The sequence below is a fragment of the Micromonospora sp. DT41 genome (assembly GCF_049841715.1).
GTDB lineage: Bacteria > Actinomycetota > Actinomycetes > Mycobacteriales > Micromonosporaceae > Micromonospora > Micromonospora profundi.
On sequence record NZ_JBNCKU010000001.1, the window covers coordinates 293,495 to 315,672 of the forward strand.

Here is a 22,178-nt window from a genome sequence, read left to right on the forward strand (position 1 = left end):
AGCGGGCGACGACGGGCAGGGCTGACACTCGGTGCGGATTCCGTCGTTCCCAGGTCTCTTTCTCGCCGAATCCGTCGCCATTGAGCCTCCACGCTACTGATCGCACTTGCCATTCCGGGCTCGGCTGTGCGATAACCGTGGTCAGAGCGGCCGGTCTCACCTCGTCGACCGGCCCGACGACCGATGGGGCTGACATGGCCAACGCCACCGACCACCTCTGGATGCACTTCACCAGGATGGCGAGCTACTCCGCCGGTGAGGTGCCGACAATCGTGCGCGGCGAGGGCGCGTACGTGTGGGACGCGCAGGGCCGCCGCTACCTCGACGGGCTCGCCGGGCTCTTCGTCGTCAACGCCGGCCACGGTCGCACGGAGCTGGCCGAGGCCGCCGCCAAGCAGGCCGGCGAGCTCGCCTACTTCCCGCTCTGGTCGTACGCCCACCCGAAGGCCGTCGAGCTGGCCGAGAAGATCGCCTCGCTCACCCCCGGCGACCTGAACCGGGTCTTCTTCACCACCGGCGGTTCGGAGGCGGTGGAGGCGGCGTGGAAACTGGCCCGTGCCTACTTCAAGCGCACCGGCAGGCCCAACAAGTACAAGGTGGTCAGCCGGTACATCGCGTACCACGGCACCTCGATGGGCGCCCTGTCGATCACCGGCCTGCCCGGCATCAAGAGCGACTTCGAGCCGCTGGTGCCCGGCGGGATCAAGGTGCCGAACACCAACTTCTACCGGGCGCCCGAGCACGGCGACGATCCCGAGGCGTTCGGCCGCTGGGCCGCCGACGAGATCGGCCGGGCCATCGAGCGGGAAGGGCCGGACACTGTCGCCGCGGTCTTCCTGGAGCCGGTGCAGAACTCCGGCGGCTGCTTCCCACCGCCCCCCGGCTACTTCGAGCGGGTCCGGGAGATCTGCGACGCGTACGACGTGCTTCTCGTCTCCGACGAGGTGATCTGCTCCTGGGGCCGGCTGGGCGAATACTTCGGCGCGGTGCGCTACGGCTTCCAGCCGGACATCATCACCACCGCCAAGGGCATCACCTCCGGATACGCCCCGCTCGGCGCGATGATCGCCAGCGACCGGCTGATGGAGCCGTTCCTCACCGAGACCGGAATGTTCGCCCACGGGGTGACGTTCGGCGGCCACCCGGTCTCCTGCGCGGTGGCCCTGGCCAACCTTGAGGTCTTCGCCCGCGAGGACCTCATCGGCCACGTACGGGCCAACGAGGGCTCCTTCCGGGCCACCCTGGAGAAGCTGTACGACCTGCCGATCGTCGGCGACGTCCGGGGCGACGGCTACTTCTACGGCATCGAGTTGGTCAAGGACAAAACGTCGCGGGAGACCTTCGACGAGGCCGAGTCGGAGCGGCTGCTGCGCGGCTTCCTTTCCACAGCGTTGTTCCAGGCGGGCCTCTACTGCCGGGCCGACGACCGGGGTGACCCCGTCATCCAGCTCGCGCCGCCGCTGATCGCCGACCAGCGGCACTTCGACGAGATCGAGCAGATCCTGCGCGCGGTGCTCACCGAGGCATGGACGCGGCTCTGAACGGCGACCCCGCCGAGGGCTACCGGGGCCTGTCGTACTGGCTGTCCACGTTGGACGGGCCGCTGGCCCCACGGCCCGCGCTGGCAGGTGACACCGACGCCGACGTGGTGATCGTGGGCGCCGGCTACACCGGGCTGTGGACGGCGTACCACCTGGCCCGCGCGGACCCTGCGCTGCGTGTCACGGTGCTGGAGAAGGAGATCGCCGGGTACGGCGCGTCCGGCCGCAACGGCGGCTGGTGCTCCGCGCTGTTCCCCACGTCGCTGACCGGGCTGGCCCGTCGACACGGCCGGGACGCCGCCGTCGCCATGCAGCGGGCGCTGCACGGGACGGTGCGCGAGGTCGACCAGGTGGTCACGGCGGAGGGCATCGACTGCGACTGGGCCGACGGGGGCACTGTCACACTGGCCCGCACCGGTCCGCAGTTCGCCCGGGCGCGGGCCGCCGTGGGCGAGGCCCGCGCGTTCGGCTTCGGCCCGGAGCACCTGAGGGTCCTCGACGCCGAGGAGGCCGCCGCCCGCTGCGCCGCCGAGGGGGTACGCGGTGGGACGTACACCCCGCACTGCGCGGCAGTGCACCCGGCGAAGCTGGTCCGGGGTCTCGCCCGCGCTGTGGAGCGGCTCGGGGTGACCATCCACGAGGGCACCCCTGTCGTCGCGATCCGGGCCGGCTCGGCGGTGACGGCGTCCGGAACGGTGCGGGCGCCGGTGGTGGTCCGGGCCACCGAGGCGTACACGTCCACGTTGCCCGGTCAGCGGCGCACCGTGGCGCCTGTGTACTCGCTGATGGTGGCCACCGAGCCGCTCACCGACGAGACGTGGGCACGGATCGGGCTGGCCCGGCGGGAGACGTTCACCGACCTCGGGCACATGATCATCTACGGCCAGCGCACCGCCGACGGGCGGCTGGCCTTCGGCGGACGCGGTGCGCCGTACCACTTCGGGTCCCGGGTCCGGCCCGGCTACGACCGGGAGCCACGGGTCTTCGCCGCGCTGCGACGTACCCTCGGGAGGCTCTTCCCGGTGCTCGGCCCGGACGTGCCGGTGACACACACCTGGGGTGGCCCGCTGGGCGTGGCCCGGGACTGGGCCGCCTCGGTCGGTTTCGACAGGGCCAGCGGGCTGGCCTGGGCGGGCGGCTACGTCGGGGACGGGGTCGGCTCCAGCAACCTCGCCGGCCGCACGCTTGCCGACCTGATCCGTGGCCAGCGCACCGAGCTGACCACACTGCCCTGGGTCAACCACCGCTCGCCCCGCTGGGAACCGGAGCCACTGCGCTGGCTGGCGGTGAACGCCGGCCTACGGATCATGACCGGCGCCGACGAGGCCGAAGCCCGCAACGGGCGACCGTCGCGCCGGGCCGCCGCGTTCTCCCGACTCCTGGGGCACTGACCGGGTCAGTGGTTGGGCGGGATCACCCGGAGGTGGCCTCGGCGGCCGGTCTGGTGGGGGTTCTCGTGGTGCTGGTCGGGCTCCGGGGGGCGGGGAGCCGGGCGGGCGGCCTCGCGGACCGCCTCGGCCAGCGCGACCAGGTCGTCGGTGGTGGGCGGGGGCGGCTCGAACTCTCCCTCGTGCCGGACCACGTCCCAGCCTCGCGGCGCGGTCAGGCTGCGGGCGTGCGGCTCGCACAGGTCGTACGTGTGCGGCTCGGCGAACGCCGCCAACGGGCCCACGACCGCCGTCGACTCGTTGTAGACATAGGTCAATGTGGCGACCGCTTGCCGGGGGCAGCCGTTACGGGAGCAGCGCCGTGGTGACCTCACGGCGGCAGGGTATCCCCATTACCGGGTCCGGCGCATCGCTTCGCGTTGCGACACGCCCGTCGTGGTGATCACAATTCAGGGCCTCGCGCCGCGCCGCGCCACGGGAGCGGCGCTGCCGCTGACCGGCCCCGAGCGGGGGCTACCCTTTGCCTCATGACGAGCCCGGAACACCGCCGCCCCGGCCCCGGCCGGCGAGCGCACCGCGACCGGCACGGGCGTGGCCTGCGCGGGCGTCTGGTGCCGGCGACGGTCCCGCTGGCCCGCACCAAGGCCGAGGTCTTCGACGACCTGGTCCTGGACACCGTCGAGACGTTGGAGCGGCGGTTCGCCAAGGAGCTGGCCGGCGTCGAGTTCGCGGTCGAGGACGTCCCGCCGGATCTGAACGTCTACGACTCCGACGTGCTGGAGGACGGCGAGGTGCCGCTGGCCCGGCTCCTGCCGGGCCGTCCCGGTCGCCAGGAGGTACCACCACGGATCGTGTTGTACCGGCGACCGTTGGAGTTCCGGGCGATGGACCGCGAGGATCTCGCGGACCTCGTCCATGACGTGATCATCGAACAGGTCGCCAACCTGCTCGGTGTCGACCCCGACGAGTTGGCCTGAGCGGCCCCGGCCGGGTTGACCTGCCGTACGGCGGCTGAGTCGGGCGGCCCCCACCGCCCCGACCCACACCGCTCAAGCGGCTCGCCGCTTCAACTTGCGCCGCTCCCGCTCCGATAGCCCACCCCAGATGCCGAAACGCTCGTCGTGGCCCAGGGCGTATTCGAGGCATTCAGTCTTGACCTCGCAGCGCGAGCAGATCCGCTTCGCCTCCCGGGTCGAGCCGCCCTTCTCGGGAAAGAACGCTTCGGGGTCGGTCTGCGAGCACAGGGCCCGCTCCTGCCACTCCGGCGCGTTTCCGAGCAGGTCGGCCACCTCTAGCTGGCCGTCCATCAAATGCCTCCTTGTCGCGCACCGGCGTCATCGCCGCTGCAACCCCCCACGCGAAAGGCGTGCTTGTCCGTCCGGTCCGGTTTTGTTGCGTTCCGTGCGAACAACCCCATTCAAATTACACGCGTGTAATGCGTGCGCCGTCAAGCCAAACTTGATAATGGAGTCGCCCTCCCGACAGCCCCGGCCGGCCACCAGGACCGCCCGGCCTCGCAACCTGCCCTATCGATTCAGACCCCGGCCGAGTAACGCCCTCTCCGGCGAGTTGCCCGACTTTTCTGCCGTGGCGCACCGCCGACGAAGGACTGTCACCGCGACATCGACCATGGCCGCCGACCCCTCTCCACGAAGCTGATCTTGGTGGGGGACAGGTTAACGCGGCACGGCGCGGACTGCCCGTCAAGCCGTCGACAGCGATCACGCCCCGTCCACGATGTGGACGGGGCGTGATCGGAAAACGGTGGGGTACGGTCAGCCGGCAGGCCGAAAACCGCTGCTGGGCCAGACGAATTCCGCTATCCCTCCACCGTGGACAGAAACGGTGCCGACGGAAGTGTCGCCGTCCCACCAGACGGTATAAATCCCGGCGGGCAGATCGGGATAGACCGCACTGTGGAACGACCCGTCGCGCACCCGGCGTTCCCGCACCGCCGAGTGGACCCGCCGTTCGCCGTCCCGGCTGATCTCGATCTCCCGGCCGTGCAGATCCCGGCCGGTGTAGACGATCAGGGCACCGGTGTCGCCGCCCAGATCGAGGACGACACTCCCGATCTCCGAGGGCCCGTACGCGTGCTCGTGCATCAGCCGCTCCCCCGCGCCGGTCAGGCCGACGCCGGCGGGTTGTTGAACCCGTCGTACGGCGTACCCAGGTAGGGGAAGTTCGCGAGGAACGGCGCCGTCACGTCGGCCGCGCTCAACCCGGGCGTCACCGCCGCGGCCGCCGCATCCGGACGGAACGTCTTGTCGACGAGCGGAACCGTCACACCGGCGATCGCCCGCAGCGCGATGCTGACCACGTCGTCGCCGACCCGGCGCCCGTTCGGATAGCCGGCCAGATCGCCGCCGAGCACCCCGAACCGGTCCGGACGCCGAGTGGGCGGGATCGCTGTGTTGAGCCGCAACATGTCGGCCCGCACGTCGCCTGTGGCGTTGGTGAAGCCGTCGATCAGGCCCGCCGGCACACCGGTGAGCAGGATCGCCACCAGGTCCGCCCGCGCCTTCTTGGCCTTTGTGAGCTTGTCCAGGTTGGGAAAGACGTCCGGGTAGAGCGCCGGCAGCAGTGCGGCCAACTCCGGCTGCTCGACGAACTGCGCGAACCGCTTGTCCTCCGAGGGTGGCAGCGTGTTCCACAGGTCCTTCTTGGACATCGGGACGACGACCTCGTTGAACAGCGGATTACCCAGCCGCGAGACCTGGGTGAACGGGCCCGTCGACGTGTCCGCGGCCACCCTGTCACCGAGCACCCGGACCTGCCGGCGCGACGCCGAGGTCCACACCCCGATCACCGAGGCGGCGTCGGCCGCGCCGTACCTGTTGGCCCGCCGCCGCACCTGCTTCAGCGGCACCTGCACGGCGATGCTGTGCACGTTCATCCGGTCGGTGGCGTTTACCGGCTCCCCCTCGGCCTTGAAGATCCTCTTGCCCGCCACGTGCAGCTGCTGGAACGGCCGCAGCGTGCCGAGGTCGAAGATCGCTCCCAGGTCGACGAAGAAGCCGTCCGCCCGCTGGCCGGCGAACACCCGCTCCCCCGTGGACAGCGTGTAGGTGGCCTGCCGGACCAGATCGGCGTACTTCGGAGTGGACAGCGGGCCGACATTGCACGGCGGGCAGGGCAGCTTGTGGGCGAGCCGGTGCTCCCGGCCGTCGACCACCCGGGTCAGGCTGTAGAACTGCCGCCGGTTCCAGTTCTTGCTGTCCAGCGAGTCGATCGGACCGGTGTTGTAGAGAAAACTGTTCGGATTGGTGATCTCGGTGGTGAATTCGAACCGGTAGGTGATGTCCGGACGGCCGTCACCGTCGTTGTCGATATGGATCTCGTACCGCACGTCGTCGCCGAACTCGAAGAAGTTCGGCCCTCCCGACGGGAACTGCAACGGCACGTAGTTGGCGATCAGCGTGACAGTGTCAGGTTTGTCGGGGCTGACGAACGCGTAAAGGTCGGAGCTATCGGCGACCGGATCCTTGGCTATTTCCGGGGCCTCGCGGTGGGAAGACATGGCGGACCAACCTCACTGGGCGGGAAGCAGGGGCGGGAGGGCGAGACGTCGAGGGTCAGCGCCGGGCAGCGCGACGCAGCCGGTCCGCCAGGCCGCGGTCGCGCACCTCGATCCGGGATTCACCGACGAAGACGTCCATCGTTCCGGAGGCGGCGTCGCGCAGGTGCACGACGATCGGCTCGTCGGCCCGACCCGCCGCACCTGGCGCGTTCTGCGCGGCCGACAGACCCGGCACGGTGAGCGCGGCCGCGCCGAGGGTGGCGCTGGCCGCGGCGGTCAACGTCTGCCTGCGGGTCAGTCGCGGCCACTGCCGCTTCCGCTGATCACTGGTCATGGGCAACCTTTCCGGCTGCGGCGCGAACGCGCCCGCGGGGGACGGACGGGTCCGGTGCCGCCGACCGACGCCGCCGGGCCCTGGGGGACACCGGCGGCGGTCCTCGCCGCGACCGCCACCGGCATCGCTTGGTACGGCCGGCGACGGGAAAAGGTTCGACCTCAGCGGCGAAGGTGACCGTACGCGGTCGTACGCTTGCGCGCCGGTCGTCCGGCCGCCGTGGCGATGGCCCGCAACTGCTCCTCGGTACGCGCCGAGCCGTTGTCGGAGCCCGCCATCCGGGAGATGGTCTCCTCCATCAACGTGCCGCCCAGGTCGTTGCAGCCACCCTGGAGCATTGCCACAGTGCCCTCGTCGCCGAGCTTCACCCAGGAGCATTGGATGTTGTCGATCCGGCCGTGCAGCAGCAGCCGGGACATCGCGTGCACGACCCGGTTCTCCCGCCACGTCGGCCCGGGACGGGCGATGCCGGCCAGATAGATCGGGGCGTTCGTGTGCACGAACGGCAACGCCACGAACTCGGTGAACCCGCCGGTACGGTCCTGCACCCCGGCCAGCACCCGGAAGTGCGCCAGCCACTGCCCGGGATGGTCGACGTGGCCGTACATCATCGTGGAGCTGGACCGGATGCCAAGCTCGTGGGCGGTGCTGACCACATCGACCCAGGCGGCGGCCGGGAGTTTGCCCTTTGTCAACACCCAGCGCACGTCGTCGTCGAGGATCTCCGCGGCGGTGCCCGGAATGGTGTCCAGGCCCGCCTCGCGTAGTTGGGTCAGCCACTCGCGGACCGGCACGCCGGCCTTGGCGGCGGCGGTGACGATCTCCATGGGGGAGAACGCGTGCACGTGCATGCCCGGCACCCGCGCCTTTACCGCCCGCACGATGTCGGCGTACCCGGTGACCGGCATCTTCGGGTCGATGCCACCCTGGAGGCACACCTCGCTGGCGCCGGCCGCCCACGCCTCCTCGGCCCGGTCGGCGACCTGCTCGACGGAGAGCCGGTACGCGTCGGCGTCACGCTCCCGCTGGGCGAAGGCACAGAAGCGGCAGCCCACGTAGCAGACGTTGCTGAAGTTGATGTTGCGGTTGACCACGTAGGTGACGTCGTCGCCGACCGTGTCGCGGCGCACGTCGTCGGCGAGCCGGCACAACTCGTCCAACGCCGGCCCGTCCGCCCCGAACAGCGCCAGCGCGGCATCGGTGTGCGCGGGATCCAACAGAGCGGCCGGGTCGTCGGCGGCGAGCCGCAGCCCAGCCCGCAAGTCGCGGTCCGCGCCGCTCCCGGCCGTCACCGGCGGTACGTCCGCACGCCGCGCCGCAGCCTCCGGGGTGACCTTGCCGGCCACCTCGGCCCAGTCGCCGTAGACGCTGTCGAAGTCACCCCGCCGATCCTCGGTCCGGCCCGTGGTGTCGATCGTGGCGTGCAGGTCGGTACGCCCGCCGAACATCTCCTCCGGCTCCTGCCACGCACGCCCCTGCGGGATGGCCGACTCGACGGCCAGACCCGACGTCGGGTCGGCCAGGGCGCCGACGTGCGGCAGCAGCCGTGGGTCAAGCCACGGGTCACCGGCGCGGACGTACTCGGGGTAGATGGTCAGCCGCTCCCGCAGCGTGAACCCGGCCAGCTCGGTGTGCCGGGCCAGCTCCTCGATCTGCGGCCAGGGACGCTCCGGGTTGACGTGGTCCGGGGTGAGCGGGGACACACCACCCCAGTCGTCGATGCCGGCCCGCAGCAGCAGGGCGTACTCCCCTGCGATGAGGTTCGGCGGTGCCTGGATGCGGGCCTTCGGGCCGAGCAGAAGCCGGGCCACCGCCACAGTGGCGGCGAGGTCGTGCAGCTCCGCGTCGGGCATGCCCCGCATCGCCGTGTCCGGCTTGGCGCGGAAGTTCTGCACGATCACCTCCTGGAGGTGGCCGTACTCCCGGTGCGCGCGGCGGATCGCGAACAGCGCGTCCACCCGCTCGGCCGGGGTCTCGCCGATGCCGATGAGGATGCCGGTGGTGAACGGCACCCCGACGCGGCCGGCGTCGTCGAGCACCCGCAGCCGGACCGCCGGCTCCTTGTCGGGCGAGCCGTAGTGCGGGCCGCCCGGCTCGGACCAGAGCCGGGTCGCCGTGGTCTCCAACATCATGCCCATGCTCGGCGCGACCGGCTTGAGCCGTTGCAGCTCCGACCAGGACAGCACCCCCGGGTTGAGGTGCGGCAGCAGGCCGGTCTCCTCGAGCACCGCCACCGCGCACGCCCGCAGGTAGTCGAGGGTGGAGTCGTAGCCGCGCTCGTCCAGCCAGCTCCGCGCCGCCGGCCAACGCTCCTCCGGCCGGTCACCGAGGGTGAACAGGGCCTCCTTGCAGCCCAGTGCCGCGCCCTCCCGGGCGATGGCCAGCACCTCGTCGCGGTCCAGGAACGGCGCCGGCAGCCGGTGCGGCACGGTGGCGAACGTGCAGTAGTGGCAGCGGTCCCGGCAGAGCCGGGTCAGCGGAATGAAGACCTTCTTCGAGTACGTGACGACACCCGGCCGGCCAGCCTCACGCAGCCCGGCGTCGCGGATCCCACCTGCGGTGCGCAGCAGCTCGTCAAGCGCGTCACCACGGGCCGACAGCAGCGCTGTCGCCTCATCGACGTCAAGCGACCGCCCGGTCGCGGCCCGGCCCAGGGCCCGTCGGACGCTCGCCTCGCTCGGGCCGGAGTGGGTGCGATCAACCATCCGCCCAGCCTAGGCGCTGCATTGCGCCGCCCCCGGTCCCGCCCCCACCGGCCCCAGCCCTTTGATCATGACGAAGCCGCCCTCGATCTCGATGCGTCAGGGCAACAACTTCATGATCGACCGGGTGGGGGCCGGCGGTGGGTGGCTCAGCGGGGTTGGGTGGGGTGCTCGCCCGGGTTGAGATACTGGGTGCGGTCGGTGTCCCCGTCGGCCGGGCGCGAGATCGCCTCGGTCGGGTCGGCGGACTCACGCGAGATCGCCTGGGTCGGGTCGGCCGACTGGTGGGAGATCGGCTCGGTCTCATCGGCCGACTGGCGGGACATCGCCTGGGTCGGGTCGGCGGACTGGCGCGGGATCGCCTGGGTCGGGTCGGCCGACGGCGGCTGCCCGAACGGCGGCGCGGGAGGCGCCGACTGCGGGGCCGGCGGCGCCGACTGCGGGGCGGCGTTCACCGGCGGCGCGGACTGCGGTGCGGTCGGGAACGGCGGCCCGGACTGCGGGAACGGCGGGGCCGACTGAGGGGCCGGCGGCGCAGACTGCGGGAACGGCGGCGCCGACTGCGGAGCCGACTGGAAGGCCGGCGCGGACTGGCCGTACTGGCCCGGGAACTGCGCCTGCGGCTGGCCGCCAGGCTGACCCGGAGCCGGCCAACCATCCTGCTGCTGACCACCCTGCTGACCCGGCCAACCGCCCTGCGGCTGACCGCCAGGCTGACCCGGAGCCGGCCAACCATCCTGCTGCTGGCCTCCCTGCTGACCCGGAGCCGGCCAGCCGCCCTGGGGCTGGCCGCCCTGCTGACCCTGGGCCGGCCAACCGCCCTGCTGCTGCGGCCAGCCCGGCTGCGGCTGCCCGTAGACACCCGGCTGGGACTTCGGCTTGGGCACGTAGAAGAGCTTGCGCCAGATGGTGAAGACCACCCAGGCGGCGACACCGAAGATGACCAGCCAGGAGAACCGGCTCAACACGCCGAGCAGCGCGTCGAGGATCTCCGCTTCGGCGAGCCGACCCACCGTCCAGATCAACATGGTGAGGGTGCCGAACAGCACGCTGAGCGCGTACTCGACAAGGGCCACCTGCGTGATCAGCTTCGCCTTCGGCACGATCGGCGAGATGTGGGTGGCCAACACCACTGCCAGCAGCGGCAGGACCACGGCCTCCACGCCGATGAACGTGAAGAAGGCACCGCCGGCACGGTCGGTGAGGTCGACGTAGTCGTTCGGAGTGAAGAGCCGGATCAGACCCACGAAGAGGAACACGGCGTTGGCGCCGAGCAAGGCGAGCGCACCCAGCTCGCGTAGTGGCTTGGTCTGCTGGCGGGCCTGGGCCGCGTCGGTGGACGCGGGCTCGGCAGGGCTGGTCACGAACTCCCCCTCGGGGCGTAATCGGACAGGGCGCACGTGAGCCTAGTCTCCCCGGGCATCGGCGGAGTGGAGGCGTCGCGTACGCGAGGATGGTCGGCATGCGCATCGTGGTTCTGGCCGGCGGCATCGGCGGCGCTCGGTTCCTGCTCGGCGTCCGGGCGTACGCCCGCGAGGTCGGCGCCGACGTGACCGCCGTGGTGAACGTCGGCGACGATCTGTGGCTGCACGGGTTGAAGGTCTGTCCCGACCTGGACAGCGTCATGTACACCCTCGGCGGCGGGGCCGACCCCGAGCGGGGCTGGGGCCGGGTCGGCGAGAGCTGGACGGTCAAGGAGGAGTTGGCGGCGTACGGGGCGGAACCGACCTGGTTCGGCCTCGGCGACAAGGACATCGCCACCCACCTGGTACGCACCACGATGCTCAACGGCGGCTACCCGCTGAGCGCGGTCACCGAAGCGTTGGCGACCCGCTGGCAGCCCGGCGTACGCCTGCTGCCGGCCACCGACGACCGGCTGGAGACCCACGCCGTCGTCAGTGACGGCGACGGCCAACGGGCGATCCACTTCCAGGAGTGGTGGGTGCGGTACCGGGCAGACATCCTCACCCACCGCTTCGTCTTCGTCGGCGCGGAAACGGCGAAGCCCGCGCCCGGTGTGCTGGAGGCGATCGGGTCGGCCGACCTGGTGCTGATCGCGCCGAGCAACCCGGTGGTGAGCGTCGCGCCGGTGCTGGCCGTACCGGGGATGCGTGAGGCGGTGGTGGACGGCCCGGCGCCGGTGGTGGGTGTTTCGCCGATCATCGGTGGGGCTCCGGTACGCGGGATGGCCGACCGTTGTCTCGACGTGCTTGGCGTCGAGTGCAGTGCGGCCGGGGTGGGCCGGCTCTACGGGGGTCGGCCGGCCGGTGGGCTGCTGGACGGCTGGCTGGTGGCCGAGGAGGACGCGGGCGCCCTGGTGCCGGAGGCGACGGTCCGCGCCCTGCCGCTGCGGATGACCGACGAGGCGGCGACGGCGGCGATGGTCCGCGCCGCGGTGGAGTTGACATGAGGCTGGAAATCCTGCCGGTGCTGGGCATCGGCCACGTGACCGAGGGCGACGACCTGGCGGCGCTGATCGCCACCGCCGCGCCCTGGCTGCGCGACGGCGACGTACTGGTGGTCACCAGCAAGATCGTCTCCAAGGCGGAGGGACGGCTTGTCGACGTCCCCGCCGACGGCCCCGAGCGGCTCACCGCGCGCGACGAGGTGCTTGCCGGAGAGACCGCGCGGGTGGTGGCCAGCCGGGGGGCGACCCGCATCGTGCAGACCCACCACGGCTTCGTGATGGCGTCCGCCGGGATCGACGCGTCGAACGTGGACAAGACCCAACTGGTGCTGCTGCCGGTGGACCCGGACGCGTCGGCCCGCGAGCTGCGGGCGGCGTTGCAGCAGCGGTACGACCTGGACGTCGCAGTGATCATCAGCGACACGATGGGCCGGCCGTGGCGCAACGGACTGACCGACGTCGCGCTCGGGGTGGCCGGGATGCCGGCGATCCGTGACCACCGGGGCGAGATCGACCCGTACGGCAACGAGCTGCAACTGACGCAGATGGCAGTGGTGGACGAGTTGGCCGGCGCCGGTGAACTCATCAAGGGCAAGTGCGACCAGGTGCCGGTGGCGGTGGTGCGGGGCTACCTGTCCGCCGCCGACGACGCCGACTCCGTCGGGGCGAAGGCGCTGGTCCGCGACGCCGCGCAGGATCTCTTCTCGCTCGGCACCGCCGAGGCCCGCGCCGCCGGGCTGGCCGACGCCGCCGCCCTTGTCGACTCGCTGAGCCCGACGCCGCCCGAGCCCGCTGCGGTGCGACGGGCGATCGAGGCGGTCGCCGAGGTGATCGCCCCCGGTACGGCCTTCACGCTGATCGACGAGACGGAGTCGCGCGCCGGTCTGATCGCCACCGTCCCCGACTGGCCGGATGACGCCACCGCCCTGGTGCTTGGCACTGCACCGACCCCTGTCGAGCCGGTCGACCTGGTCCGGTTCGGCGCAGACCTGCACCGGCTGCGCGTCGCCCTGGCCGCCGAGGGCATCGGGTCGACGCTGCTGCCCCCGCCCGCCGGCAGCCCAGCCAGCGCCACACTCGCCCTATAGGTCGGGCCTGTCCGTCCGCAGCCGTCACGGTTCGGCCGGCCGCGTGGCCTCGCGGGTCGGGCCTCCGGGCGGGGTCAGGCGTCCAGGACGGCGCGGCCGAGTGGGGTCAGCGTGTGCAGCACTGTGTTGCGGTCGCGGTGACTGACAAGCAGGCCGGCGTTGCGCAGCACTGTGGCGTGCTGGCTGGCGGCCGCCGCTGAGATGTCGAGCCGGCGGGCCACCTCGCCGGTGGTGCAGCCGTCGCCGCTGGCCTGCAACACGGCGGCCCTGGTCCGGCCGAGCAACGCCGCAAGCGACTCGCTGGTGGCCCCCGGCGCGGTGCCGTTGATCGAGGCCAGCGCGCCCAGGCGGTCCACCGGATAGACAAGGACCGGCGGCAGCTCCGGATCGAGCAGGGCGACAGGCGTGCTCGCGCAGAAGAACGACGGCACCAGCAGCAGGCCCCGGCCGCCGAGGTGCAGTTCCCGGCTGTGCGGGTAGTCGCGCACCTCCAGCACCCCGTCCTCCCAGCGCATGGCCGGCCGAAGGCTTGTCAACAGCCCTTCCATGCCCCCGTCGAGCAGGGCTCGCGTCCGGCGGGTGCGGTCCGCCGCCACCGCGGCCTGGATCCGGCCCCAGTACGGGCTGATCGCCAACGACCGGTACTGCTCCATCGAATCGGCCAGGTGTCGCAGCGCCTCGGCGTCGCCCCGGCCCAGGGCGGCAGCCGAGGAGGGCAGCGGAGTCTCGGCGGCCAGCAGGTTCAGGTCCCGCTGCAACAGCTGCGCCGGGGTGCTGCGGACCGCGTCCAGCCCGGCCTCGAAGCCGTCGCGGCTGGCGTACGGGGTGAGGAAGTCCGGGAAGTAGCCGCGCGGCGGGTTCAGTGCGAACAGCAGCCGGAGTTGATCGGAAGCGGCATCCTGGCGCAGATCGCGGGCAACGGCACGCCGCCAGGTCGAGGTCAGCGGATCACGGGTGCGGCCCCGCAACACGTGCAGGCTGAGAACCAACTCCCAGACCGGGTCCGCTGTCGGCGCCACCCGGGTCCGGAGGATGTCCTCGCCAGAGAAGTAGATCTTCAGCATGGGAACTCCCGTGTCGCCAGCAGAGGGATGCCGGGTGACCGCTCGACTCTACCTGGCCGGCAGTTATCTCCGTTTTTAAGTCTGAACTGAAAGACCTCGACGACTCCGGGGCCAGTTAGGCATGCTTCCAGATGCCCGAGCACACACCGGCACGCCTGCCGGCGCGTTGAGCCGGGCAGCCCGATGATCGGGCGGCACCACGAGGGTCTGCGGCCCTTGCTCCGCAGAGGTGCCGTCCGGTCATCCGTCGGCGCATCACCGGCGGCCGAGGCGACCAAATCCGACGCTTTCCGTCATGACGTGACGGCGCACGCGCTCGTACAGTGTCGAGGTGCCCGACACGACTATCGCCGGCCCTCAGGCCCAACCAATCGACCCCGAGACGTACGCGGCGCTGCACGCCGACGCCACCGCGCTGCTCGAGGGCTGGCAGCCGACCCGCCCGGGCGCGGCCACGGCCCGGGACCGGACGCTCGCGCTGCTCGCCGACGGGCCGGCCGCGATGAGCCGACAGCACCTACCCGGTCACGTCACCGCGAGCGCGCTGGTGCTGGACGCCACCGGTTCGCGGGTGCTGCTGTGCCTGCACACCAAGCTTGGGTGGTGGGTGCAGCTCGGCGGGCACTGCGAGCCCGCCGACCTGACCCTGGCCGGTGCCGCGCTCCGCGAGGCCACCGAGGAATCCGGGATCACCGGGCTACGCATCGACCCCGTGCCGATCGACGTGGACATCCACCCGGTGGGCTGCCAGGGCGGCTCCCTGCATCACGACGTACGGTTCGCGGTGCTCGCCCCGCCCGGGGCGGTCGAGCAGGTGAGCGACGAGGCCGAGGAACTCGGCTGGTTCGCACCGGACCGGCTGCCCGAGCCGCTGGCCGGCGGGACCGTGCAAATGGTCGCGCCGGCCCTCGCCGCACTCAGACGTAGCCCTCTTCGCCCCGCTCCTTGAGCTCGTCGACCAGGGCCTTGACGCCCTGGGCCTGGTCGCGCGGGCAGACCAGCACCGCGTCGGGGGTGTCGACCACGATCAGGTCGCTCAACCCGAGGACGGCCACCAGCCGCCCGGACTGCGGCACGACCACCAGGTTGCTGCTGTCCCGCAGCAGCACACCCGGCTTGGCGTCGCTGCCGAGCACCACGTTGCCCGCGCCGTCGGCAGGCAGCACCTCGCCCAGGGTGTGGAAGTCGCCGACGTCGTTCCAGCCGAAGTCACCCGGCACAGTCGCCACCCGGCCCGCAGTGGCCGCGCCCTCCATCACCGCGTAGTCGACGGAGATCTTCGGCAGCGTCGGCCACACAGTGCCGAGGACGTCGTCCTGCTCGGGGGTGCCCCAGGCGGCCGCGATCGCTGTGACGCCGGCGTGTAGGGCCGGCTGCTGGCGGGCCAGTTCGGCGAGGAACACGTCCACCCGCCAGACGAACATGCTCGCGTTCCACAGGTGCCGGCCCGAACGGACGTACGCCTCGGCGACCTCGGCGGCCGGCTTCTCCTTGAACTCCGCCACCGGCCGCCACGGCACGCCCTCGGTCGCGTCGCCGGTCTCCAGGTAGCCGTAGCCGGTCTCCGGCCGCGTCGGGGTGATCCCGACCGTCATCAGCAGGCCCTGCTCGGCCCCGCGGACCGCCTCCTGGACCGTCCGCACCCAGCTCTCCGGGGCGCCGATCAGGTGGTCGGCGGCGAAGCTGCCCATCACCGCGGCCGGGTCCCGATGCGCGATCACCGCCGCGGCCAGCGCGATCGCGGCGCAGGAGTCCCGAGGTGACGGCTCGACCAGGATGTTCTCCTCGGGCAGCCCGGTCAACTGTCGGGCCACCGCCGCGACGTGCGCGGCACCGGTGACCACGAGGGTCCGGTCCGGTGTGGTCAGCGGCGCGAGCCGCTCCACGGTGGCCTGGAGCAGCGACGCGCTGGTGCCGGTCAGCGGATGGAGGAATTTGGGGTGGCCAGCGCGGGACAACGGCCACAACCTCGTGCCGCTGCCACCTGCCGGAATGACCGCATAAAGCATCCGCACATCATGCCCGACGAACCTGTACGAAGTGGCACGGGTCACCCCGGGCACCGGGATGCTCACGAACGGGCGCGACTCCAGGCGGCGATGTGCACCTCGGCGCTGGACTCCCAGGTGAACTCCTTGGCCCTGTCGAACCCGGCCTTCGCCAGCGTCAGCCGCCGCTGCTCGTCGTCCAGCAGGGCGGCCAGGTCCGTACCGATCTGCTCCGGGTCCTCAGAGGTGTACGCGACCGCGTCGCCACCCACCTCGGGCAGCGAGAGGCGGGGCGTGGTCAGCACCGGGGCGGCGCACGCCATCGCCTCCAGGATCGGCAACCCGAAACCCTCACCGTACGAGGGGTAGGCGGCGATCAGCGCGCCACCGAGGAAGCCGGGCAGGTCGGCGTACCGAAGGTAACCGGGACGCAGCAGCCGCAGGTGCGACGGGACCTCGGCCACCGCCCGGTCGATGTCGTCGTCGTGCCCCTGCCCACCGGCGATCACCAGGGCCGGCGGGTCCTCCCGGTCGGCCACCGCCCGGGCCCAACCACGGATCAGATTGGGTACGTTCTTGCGCGGCTCCTTGGCACCGAGGAAGGCCACATAGCTGCTGTTGCCCAACCCCAGCCGGGCACGCACACGGGCCTTCTCCTCCTCGCTCGGCGCGTGGAAGGCGGAGTGGTCGACCCCGTGGTAGGCCACGTCGATTCGGGTCGGGTCGGCGTCGAGCAGCCGGATCAGCTCGTCCCGGGTGGCCTTGCTGGGCACGATCACCCGGTCGGCGCGGCGCAGGGAGGTCTTGATGGCGCTGCGGAAGAACGTCCGGCGGGACTTGTCGTAATGCTCCGGCTCGGTGAAGAACGTCGCATCGTGCACGGTGACCGTGACCGGGCACCCCGCCCGCAGCGGGCAGGTGTAGAACGGCGAGTGCAGCACGTGCGCGCCCACCTGCTGGGCGAGCAACGGCAGGCCGGTCTGCTCCCACGCGAGCCGCGCCGGGCGGTGCGCCACCGCAGCCGGAGCGGGAATGATCTCCGCGCCGGGCAGCATCCGGGTGTAGCGCTCCAGGTCGGTGCGGAGACTCACGACGGCCAGTTCCACCCCCGACCCGCACACCTTTCCGAGAGCGCCGAGCAGACCGTCGACGTATCGACCGACACCACCACGGTCGGCGGGGACACTCGTGGCGTCGATGAGCACGCGGGGCGGGCGACCGGCGGTCACGGGGCGACTCCTTGTACTGGTGCGTCTGTGGGGAAAAACACTCCGGGGCTCAAGCCTACGCCGGAGTGGAGGGCGGACGCTGACTGCGACCCGACCGTACGCCGACTTGTCATCGTCTTCGAGTACGGCCCGCAGAGGCGTATCGTTCGCGCCGATGGCCGACAATATTGCCCGGGTTTTCGCCGACGCGATCGCGACCGACCCGACCCGACCGCTGCTGACCTGGTACGACGATTCCAGCGGCGACCGCACCGAACTTTCCGGCGCCACCCTGGCGAACTGGGTGGCAAAGACCGCCAACCTCCTCGTCGACGAGGTCGGCCTCGCCCCGGGCACTCCGGTCGGCGTACTGCTGCCGCCGCACTGGCAGACCGCCGCAGTGCTGCTGGGCTGCTGGTCGGCCAAACTGACCATCGCCGACACGCCGGGCGCGGTGGACGTCCTGTTCGCCGCCGCCGACCGGATCGACGAGGCGCAGTCCTGGCCGGCCGACGAGCGGTACGCCCTCGGGCTGTCCCCGCTCGCCGCGCCACTGCGACAACTGCCGCCCGGGTTCGCCGACTACGTCGTCGAGGTACGCGCCCACGGCGACCACTTCGGCCCACAGCCCGGCCCCGGCCCCGGCGACGCGCACCTGCTGAGCCGCGCGGAGGCCCGCGCCACGGAACTGGGCATCGCGCCCGGCGCCCGGGTCCTGATCGACGCCGACCGGTACACCGATCCGGTCGACTGGCTGCTGGCCCCACTCACCCGGGCGGCGACGGTGGTCCTCTGCGCCAACCTGGACGAGACGCGCCTCCCGGCCCGCCAGTCCACAGAAAAGGTCACCCAAACCCTCCCGTAACAACCCCACTCCGCCCCGCCCCGCCCCGCCCCGCCCCGCCCCAGCCCTGGCCCGGCCCGCTCCCGCTCCCGCCCCCGCTCCCGCTCCCGCTCCCGCTCCCGCGATCTTGCAGTTTCGGTCGCCGAGTTGCACGAAATGCCCGTTAAGTCGCGGCAGTAAGTGCAAGATCGTCGAGGTTCGGGGTCGGCTCGGGGTCGATCATGGAGTTGTGGTGGGCGGATGGCGATGATTGGCACCTTTTGCGCGGCACCACAACTCCATGATCGACGCCAGCGGGCGGAGGCGCAGCGGGGCACAGGCGCCAGCCGGGGACGATCGCCGGCCAGGCAGGAGTGCCAGCCGGGGAGAGGCGTCGTCCGGTTGGGCTAGCCGGGCAGAGGCGCCAGCCGGGAGCCAGCCCGGGAGGACGGGAGCCAGCCCGGGAGGACGGGCAGGCTCCAGCCCGGGAGGACGGGCACTCCAGCCGTCAGGGCCGCCAGCCGCGCACGCATGCCGGCCGGGTCGGGGCGCCAGCCGGTAACGGTGTCGGCAGGCAACGGCGCCAGCCGGTAACGGCGCTGACCGGTAACGGCGCCAGACGCGGCCCCTTCGACCAGGACGGCGCTGGCCGGTACGCGGACGCTGGCCGGGCGAGGGTTCTTAGGCTGAGGTGCGGGACTGGGCGAAGGTTGCGAAGGCGTTCAGGGACTCGGGGTTGGCCAACGCCCCCTTGGCCGCAGCGCGGTCGACAGGGATTCCGGTGAGGATCTTCTTGACCGGAACCTCCAGCTTCTTGGCCGAGAGGGTACGGGGTACCGCGCGTACCTGGTGGATCTCGTCGGGGACGTGCCGGGGCGAAAGGGCGGTACGCAGTTCACGGCAGATCTTCTTGCGCAGCGCGTCGTCCAACTCCAGACCGTCGGCCAGCACCACGAAGAGCAGAAGCTCGCCGGCGCCGCCCTCGTCGTCCTCCAGGTGCACGACGACCGAGTCGACGACCTCGGCGAGCCCTTCGACCACCGTGTAGAACTCCGCGGTGCCCAGCCGTACCCCGCCGCGGTTGAGGGTGGCGTCGGAGCGGCCGGTGATCACGCAGCCGCCCCGGGAGTTGATGGTGATCCAGTCGCCGTGCCGCCACACGCCCGGGTAGACGTCGAAGTACGCCTCGGCGTACCGGCTGCCGTCCGGGTCGTTCCAGAACCCCACGGGCATGCTCGGCATCGGCTCGGTGATCACCAGCTCGCCCAGCTCACCGATCACCGGGGTGCCGTCGGCGGAGCGGGCCTCCACCTTGGCGCCCAGCGCGCGGCAGGCGATCTCACCGGCGTACACCGGTAGTAGTGGCACCCCGCCGACGAAGCCGGTGCACACGTCGGTGCCGCCGGACAGCGACTGGAGCTGGACCTGGTCGCCGACTGTCTCGTACACCCATTCGAAGCCTTCGGCGGGAAGCGGCGCACCTGTGGAGCCGACGCCGCGCAGCGCGGACAGGTCGGCGATGTCCCGGGGCACCAGCTGGGCCTTGCGGCAGGCCAGCAGGAACGGCGCCGAGGTGCCGAAGTAGGTGGTGCCGGTCTCGGCTGCGAGCCGCCACAGCCCGCCCAGGTCGGGGTGGCCCGGGTTGCCGTCGAAGAGCACGATCGTCGCGCCGACGGCCGGGCCGGAGGCCAGGAAGTTCCACATCATCCAGCCGGTGGTGGTGAACCAGAAGAACCGGTCGGCCGGGCCCAGGTCGTGGTGCAGGGCGAGCATCTTCAGGTGTTCCAGCAGGATGCCGCCGTGGCCGTGCACGATCGGTTTCGGCAGGCCGGTGGTGCCCGAGGAGTAGAGCACGTACAGCGGGTGGTCGAAGGGCACCGGCGTGAAGGTCAACGGCTCGTCGGTCGGCGCGGCCAACTCGTCCCAGCTCAGCGCGCCCTCCGGCGGGGCGCCGGCCGGGTCCAGGTAGGCGATGGCGACGGTGTGGCGCACCGACGGCAGGGCTGCGCGGATGGCGGCGACCTCGGCGCGCCGGTCCACCGCCTTGTCGCCGTACCGGTAGCCGTCCACTGCGACGAGCACTGACGGTTCGGTCTGCTGCCAGCGGTCGGTGACGCTGCGGGTGCCGAACTCGGGCGCACAGGAGGAGAAGATCGCGCCGAGGCTGGCGGTGGCGAGCAGCAGGACGTACGTCTCGCCGATGTTCGGGGCGTACGCCGCCACGCGGTCACCGGCGGTGACGCCGAGCCGACGCAGCCCGGCGGACACCCGGCGGACCTGTTCGCGCAGCTCGGCGGCGGTGAGGGTGACCGGCGGGCGGGTCTGCCCGTGCGCTATGACAACCGGGTCGTCGTCGGCGCGCCCGGGCATCCGCAGCACGTTCTCGGCGTAGTTGAGCGTGGCGCCGGGGAACCAGCGGGCGCCGGGCATTGCCCGCCCGGCAAGGGTCGCGGTCGGTGGGGTGTGCGCCACGACCTCGAAGTGGTCCCAGATCGAGCGCCAGAACCCGTCCAGGTCGGTGACCGACCACTGCCACAGCGCGTCGTAGTCGGCGAAGTCCAACCCGCGGTGCTCCCGCAGCCAGCGTAGGTAGCCGCCGATTCGGGACCGATCGAGTACGTCCGCCGGTGGCGTCCAGAGCATGTCGTTCACTGCCCTACCTCCCCTGACCACGCACGACACCGCGAATGTGCCGTGGCGACATCATGCCCTACCCGGAAACGCCATTCTGCGGACCGGGTCCGGCCATCGACGCGTGCCCACACCACATACCGGCGCTGCAAAGCATGTGGGGGCGCCCGCTCAGCCGTCGGTTCCGCGATGGGCTTGGATGGCCCGGCGGCGGGCGAGGCGGTGCGCGCGACGGATCTCGGCCTCCCGGTACCGGCGTTCGTCCTCCGGTGTCTCCGGCAGAACGGGGCGTACCGTTCGCGGCGCGCCGCCGACGTCCACCCCGACGAAGACCAGGTACGCGGTGGCGACCCGGACCGGGGCGTCCTCGGCGGAGTCCCAGCGCTCGGCGACCACCCGCACGCCGACCTCCATCGAGGTAAGCCCGCTCCAGTTCACCTGGGCGTGCGCGTGCACAAGGTCGCCGACCCGGACGGGCTCGGAGAACACGATCTCGTCGATGGCCGCGGTGACCGCCGTTCCGCCGCTGTGCCGGGCGGCGGCTGCCCCGGCCACGTCGTCGACGAACTTCATCAGGACGCCGCCGTGGACGGTGCCGTGGAGGTTCACGTCGACGGCAGTCATGATCTTGCTGAGGGTGACCCGCGAGTACGAGGTCGGCTTGCCCGTCGGAGCGTCGGAGGGATGCTCGGTCATGTCGGAAACGGTACGGTGCGCGGATGCGACATCTCTGGAGCTTCCTCGCCGGGTTGGTGGTGGCGCCCATCACCTGGGTGCTTGTCACACTCGGGCAGGACGGGTCGAGCCGGACGGTCGACCGCTGGGTGGAGATCGGCACCTTCAACACCGCCAACCTGATCGAGCCGGCCGTGTACCTCGGTGTCGGCGGTGTCCTGCTGGGCCTGCTCGGCACACTGCGCTTCTCACCGGCCGGCCCACTGGTCGCCGGGCTACTGCTGGCCACCCCGTACGTCGGGATGTTCGTGGCGCCGTTCGAGGTGCGGGACGCGGTCCCGCAGGGGTGGAAGGTCTTCGGTGACCCGCTGCCGCTGCTGCTGCCGGTGGAGAACGGCACACTCTTCCTGATCGGTCTGCTGTTGCTGATGGCGACGTTCAGCGGGCAGCGCTGGCGGCCCTGGCCGCAGGCGACGACCACGCCGGCACCGGCGACGGCACCGGCGGACGGCCCGCGCGGCGACGACTTCACAATGACCGACTGGCCGACGTCTGAGTCCTCGGAACGCGACACCGCACCGTTGACCCTGGGTTACCCGGCCGATCCGACACCGACCGAGCCGCTGCCTCGCCGGGTGGGCGGCGAGTCGCCGTGGTCGGCCCCACCGCGCGGCCAACCGCGCCCCGAGGACACCACCGAGATCCGCTGATCGTCGGGGGGGGCCGGGAACCCGCCCCCCCCCCCCCCCCCCGGGGGGGCCGCACTGCCGGGCCCCCGCCCGCGGCCGGGCGGGGGGTGGGCGGTGGAC

20 protein-coding genes are annotated in these 22,178 nt (G+C 71.8%); 8 read left to right on the forward strand and 12 right to left on the reverse strand.

Features of this window, described 5'->3' with window-relative positions; genetic code table 11:
• The first annotated feature begins 194 nt into the window (after nucleotides 1-194).
• Nucleotides 195-1,541 (forward strand): aspartate aminotransferase family protein, encoded by a 1,347-nt coding sequence (locus ACLQ23_RS01290; RefSeq protein ID WP_355597296.1) that lies wholly within the window; start codon nucleotides 195-197, stop codon nucleotides 1,539-1,541.
• Nucleotides 1,526-2,932 (forward strand): NAD(P)/FAD-dependent oxidoreductase, encoded by a 1,407-nt coding sequence (locus ACLQ23_RS01295; protein WP_355597294.1) that lies wholly within the window; start codon nucleotides 1,526-1,528, stop codon nucleotides 2,930-2,932. The genes ACLQ23_RS01290 and ACLQ23_RS01295 overlap by 16 nt, the downstream gene beginning before the upstream one ends.
• A gap of 5 nt (nucleotides 2,933-2,937) precedes the next feature.
• On the opposite strand, the gene ACLQ23_RS01300 is transcribed toward ACLQ23_RS01295, so the two are convergent.
• Entirely contained in the window at nucleotides 2,938-3,303 is a 366-nt protein-coding gene (locus tag ACLQ23_RS01300; protein ID WP_053658603.1) for a DUF3499 domain-containing protein, read from the reverse strand.
• Between the two features lie 153 nt (nucleotides 3,304-3,456).
• Here ACLQ23_RS01300 and ACLQ23_RS01305 point away from each other — a divergent pair, with 153 nt between their 5' ends.
• Nucleotides 3,457-3,906, forward strand: a complete 450-nt coding sequence (locus tag ACLQ23_RS01305) for a metallopeptidase family protein (protein WP_007455785.1) — start codon at nucleotides 3,457-3,459, stop codon at nucleotides 3,904-3,906.
• A gap of 72 nt (nucleotides 3,907-3,978) precedes the next feature.
• Here ACLQ23_RS01305 and ACLQ23_RS01310 read toward each other — a convergent pair whose 3' ends face one another.
• The 6 genes from ACLQ23_RS01310 to ACLQ23_RS01335 all read right to left on the reverse strand — a co-directional run bounded on the left by ACLQ23_RS01310 (nucleotide 3,979) and on the right by ACLQ23_RS01335 (nucleotide 10,849).
• The gene (locus ACLQ23_RS01310; RefSeq protein ID WP_007455784.1) at nucleotides 3,979-4,236 is read right to left on the reverse strand and encodes a WhiB family transcriptional regulator; all 258 of its coding nucleotides are present in this window, start codon (nucleotides 4,234-4,236) and stop codon (nucleotides 3,979-3,981) included.
• A 468-nt stretch (nucleotides 4,237-4,704) separates the two neighbouring features.
• The gene (locus ACLQ23_RS01315; protein WP_355597292.1) at nucleotides 4,705-5,034 is read right to left on the reverse strand and encodes a phospholipase; all 330 of its coding nucleotides are present in this window, start codon (nucleotides 5,032-5,034) and stop codon (nucleotides 4,705-4,707) included.
• Between the two features lie 20 nt (nucleotides 5,035-5,054).
• Nucleotides 5,055-6,449 (reverse strand): DUF4331 domain-containing protein, encoded by a 1,395-nt coding sequence (locus tag ACLQ23_RS01320; RefSeq protein WP_425880246.1) that lies wholly within the window; start codon nucleotides 6,447-6,449, stop codon nucleotides 5,055-5,057.
• Nucleotides 6,450-6,504: 55 nt separating this feature from the next.
• Nucleotides 6,505-6,783 carry a hypothetical protein gene (locus tag ACLQ23_RS01325; protein WP_234587743.1) on the reverse strand — a complete coding sequence of 93 codons (279 nt, stop codon included), beginning with the start codon at nucleotides 6,781-6,783 and terminating at the stop codon, nucleotides 6,505-6,507.
• A gap of 161 nt (nucleotides 6,784-6,944) precedes the next feature.
• Nucleotides 6,945-9,488 (reverse strand): bifunctional FO biosynthesis protein CofGH, encoded by a 2,544-nt coding sequence (locus ACLQ23_RS01330; RefSeq protein ID WP_355597288.1) that lies wholly within the window; start codon nucleotides 9,486-9,488, stop codon nucleotides 6,945-6,947.
• Between the two features lie 146 nt (nucleotides 9,489-9,634).
• Entirely contained in the window at nucleotides 9,635-10,849 is a 1,215-nt protein-coding gene (locus ACLQ23_RS01335; protein ID WP_355597286.1) for a hypothetical protein, read from the reverse strand.
• Between the two features lie 98 nt (nucleotides 10,850-10,947).
• Between ACLQ23_RS01335 and cofD the strand changes: the two genes are divergently transcribed.
• Entirely contained in the window at nucleotides 10,948-11,895 is a 948-nt protein-coding gene (cofD, locus tag ACLQ23_RS01340) for a 2-phospho-L-lactate transferase (protein ID WP_355597284.1), read from the forward strand.
• Nucleotides 11,892-12,980, forward strand: a complete 1,089-nt coding sequence (locus ACLQ23_RS01345; RefSeq protein ID WP_355597282.1) for a coenzyme F420-0:L-glutamate ligase — start codon at nucleotides 11,892-11,894, stop codon at nucleotides 12,978-12,980. Before cofD ends, ACLQ23_RS01345 begins: the two co-directional genes overlap by 4 nt.
• 74 nt (nucleotides 12,981-13,054) lie before the next feature.
• On the opposite strand, the gene ACLQ23_RS01350 is transcribed toward ACLQ23_RS01345, so the two are convergent.
• Nucleotides 13,055-14,044, reverse strand: coding sequence for an ArsR/SmtB family transcription factor (locus ACLQ23_RS01350; RefSeq protein WP_355597280.1), 990 nt, complete (start codon nucleotides 14,042-14,044; stop codon nucleotides 13,055-13,057).
• A 331-nt stretch (nucleotides 14,045-14,375) separates the two neighbouring features.
• On the opposite strand from ACLQ23_RS01350, the gene ACLQ23_RS01355 reads away from it, so the two are divergent.
• Entirely contained in the window at nucleotides 14,376-14,993 is a 618-nt protein-coding gene (locus tag ACLQ23_RS01355) for an NUDIX hydrolase (protein WP_425734724.1), read from the forward strand.
• On the opposite strand, the gene ACLQ23_RS01360 is transcribed toward ACLQ23_RS01355, so the two are convergent.
• A complete protein-coding gene (locus tag ACLQ23_RS01360; RefSeq protein ID WP_355597278.1) occupies nucleotides 14,962-16,053 on the reverse strand; it encodes a mannose-1-phosphate guanylyltransferase in 1,092 nt (363 codons plus the stop codon). The genes ACLQ23_RS01355 and ACLQ23_RS01360 overlap by 32 nt on opposite strands.
• Before the next feature lie 62 nt (nucleotides 16,054-16,115).
• A complete protein-coding gene (locus tag ACLQ23_RS01365; RefSeq protein WP_355597277.1) occupies nucleotides 16,116-17,261 on the reverse strand; it encodes a glycosyltransferase family 4 protein in 1,146 nt (381 codons plus the stop codon).
• Between the two features lie 154 nt (nucleotides 17,262-17,415).
• On the opposite strand from ACLQ23_RS01365, the gene ACLQ23_RS01370 reads away from it, so the two are divergent.
• A complete protein-coding gene (locus ACLQ23_RS01370; protein WP_355631707.1) occupies nucleotides 17,416-18,105 on the forward strand; it encodes a TIGR03089 family protein in 690 nt (229 codons plus the stop codon).
• Nucleotides 18,106-18,744: 639 nt separating this feature from the next.
• Here ACLQ23_RS01370 and ACLQ23_RS01375 read toward each other — a convergent pair.
• A complete protein-coding gene (locus ACLQ23_RS01375; protein ID WP_355596921.1) occupies nucleotides 18,745-20,715 on the reverse strand; it encodes an acetoacetate--CoA ligase in 1,971 nt (656 codons plus the stop codon).
• Nucleotides 20,716-20,865: 150 nt separating this feature from the next.
• Complete coding sequence (locus ACLQ23_RS01380) at nucleotides 20,866-21,390, reverse strand: acyl-CoA thioesterase (RefSeq protein ID WP_053655263.1); 525 nt, start codon at nucleotides 21,388-21,390, stop codon at nucleotides 20,866-20,868.
• Nucleotides 21,391-21,413: 23 nt separating this feature from the next.
• Between ACLQ23_RS01380 and ACLQ23_RS01385 the strand changes: the two genes are divergently transcribed.
• Nucleotides 21,414-22,079, forward strand: a complete 666-nt coding sequence (locus ACLQ23_RS01385; RefSeq protein ID WP_355596919.1) for a hypothetical protein — start codon at nucleotides 21,414-21,416, stop codon at nucleotides 22,077-22,079.
• Nucleotides 22,080-22,178: the final 99 nt, after the last annotated feature.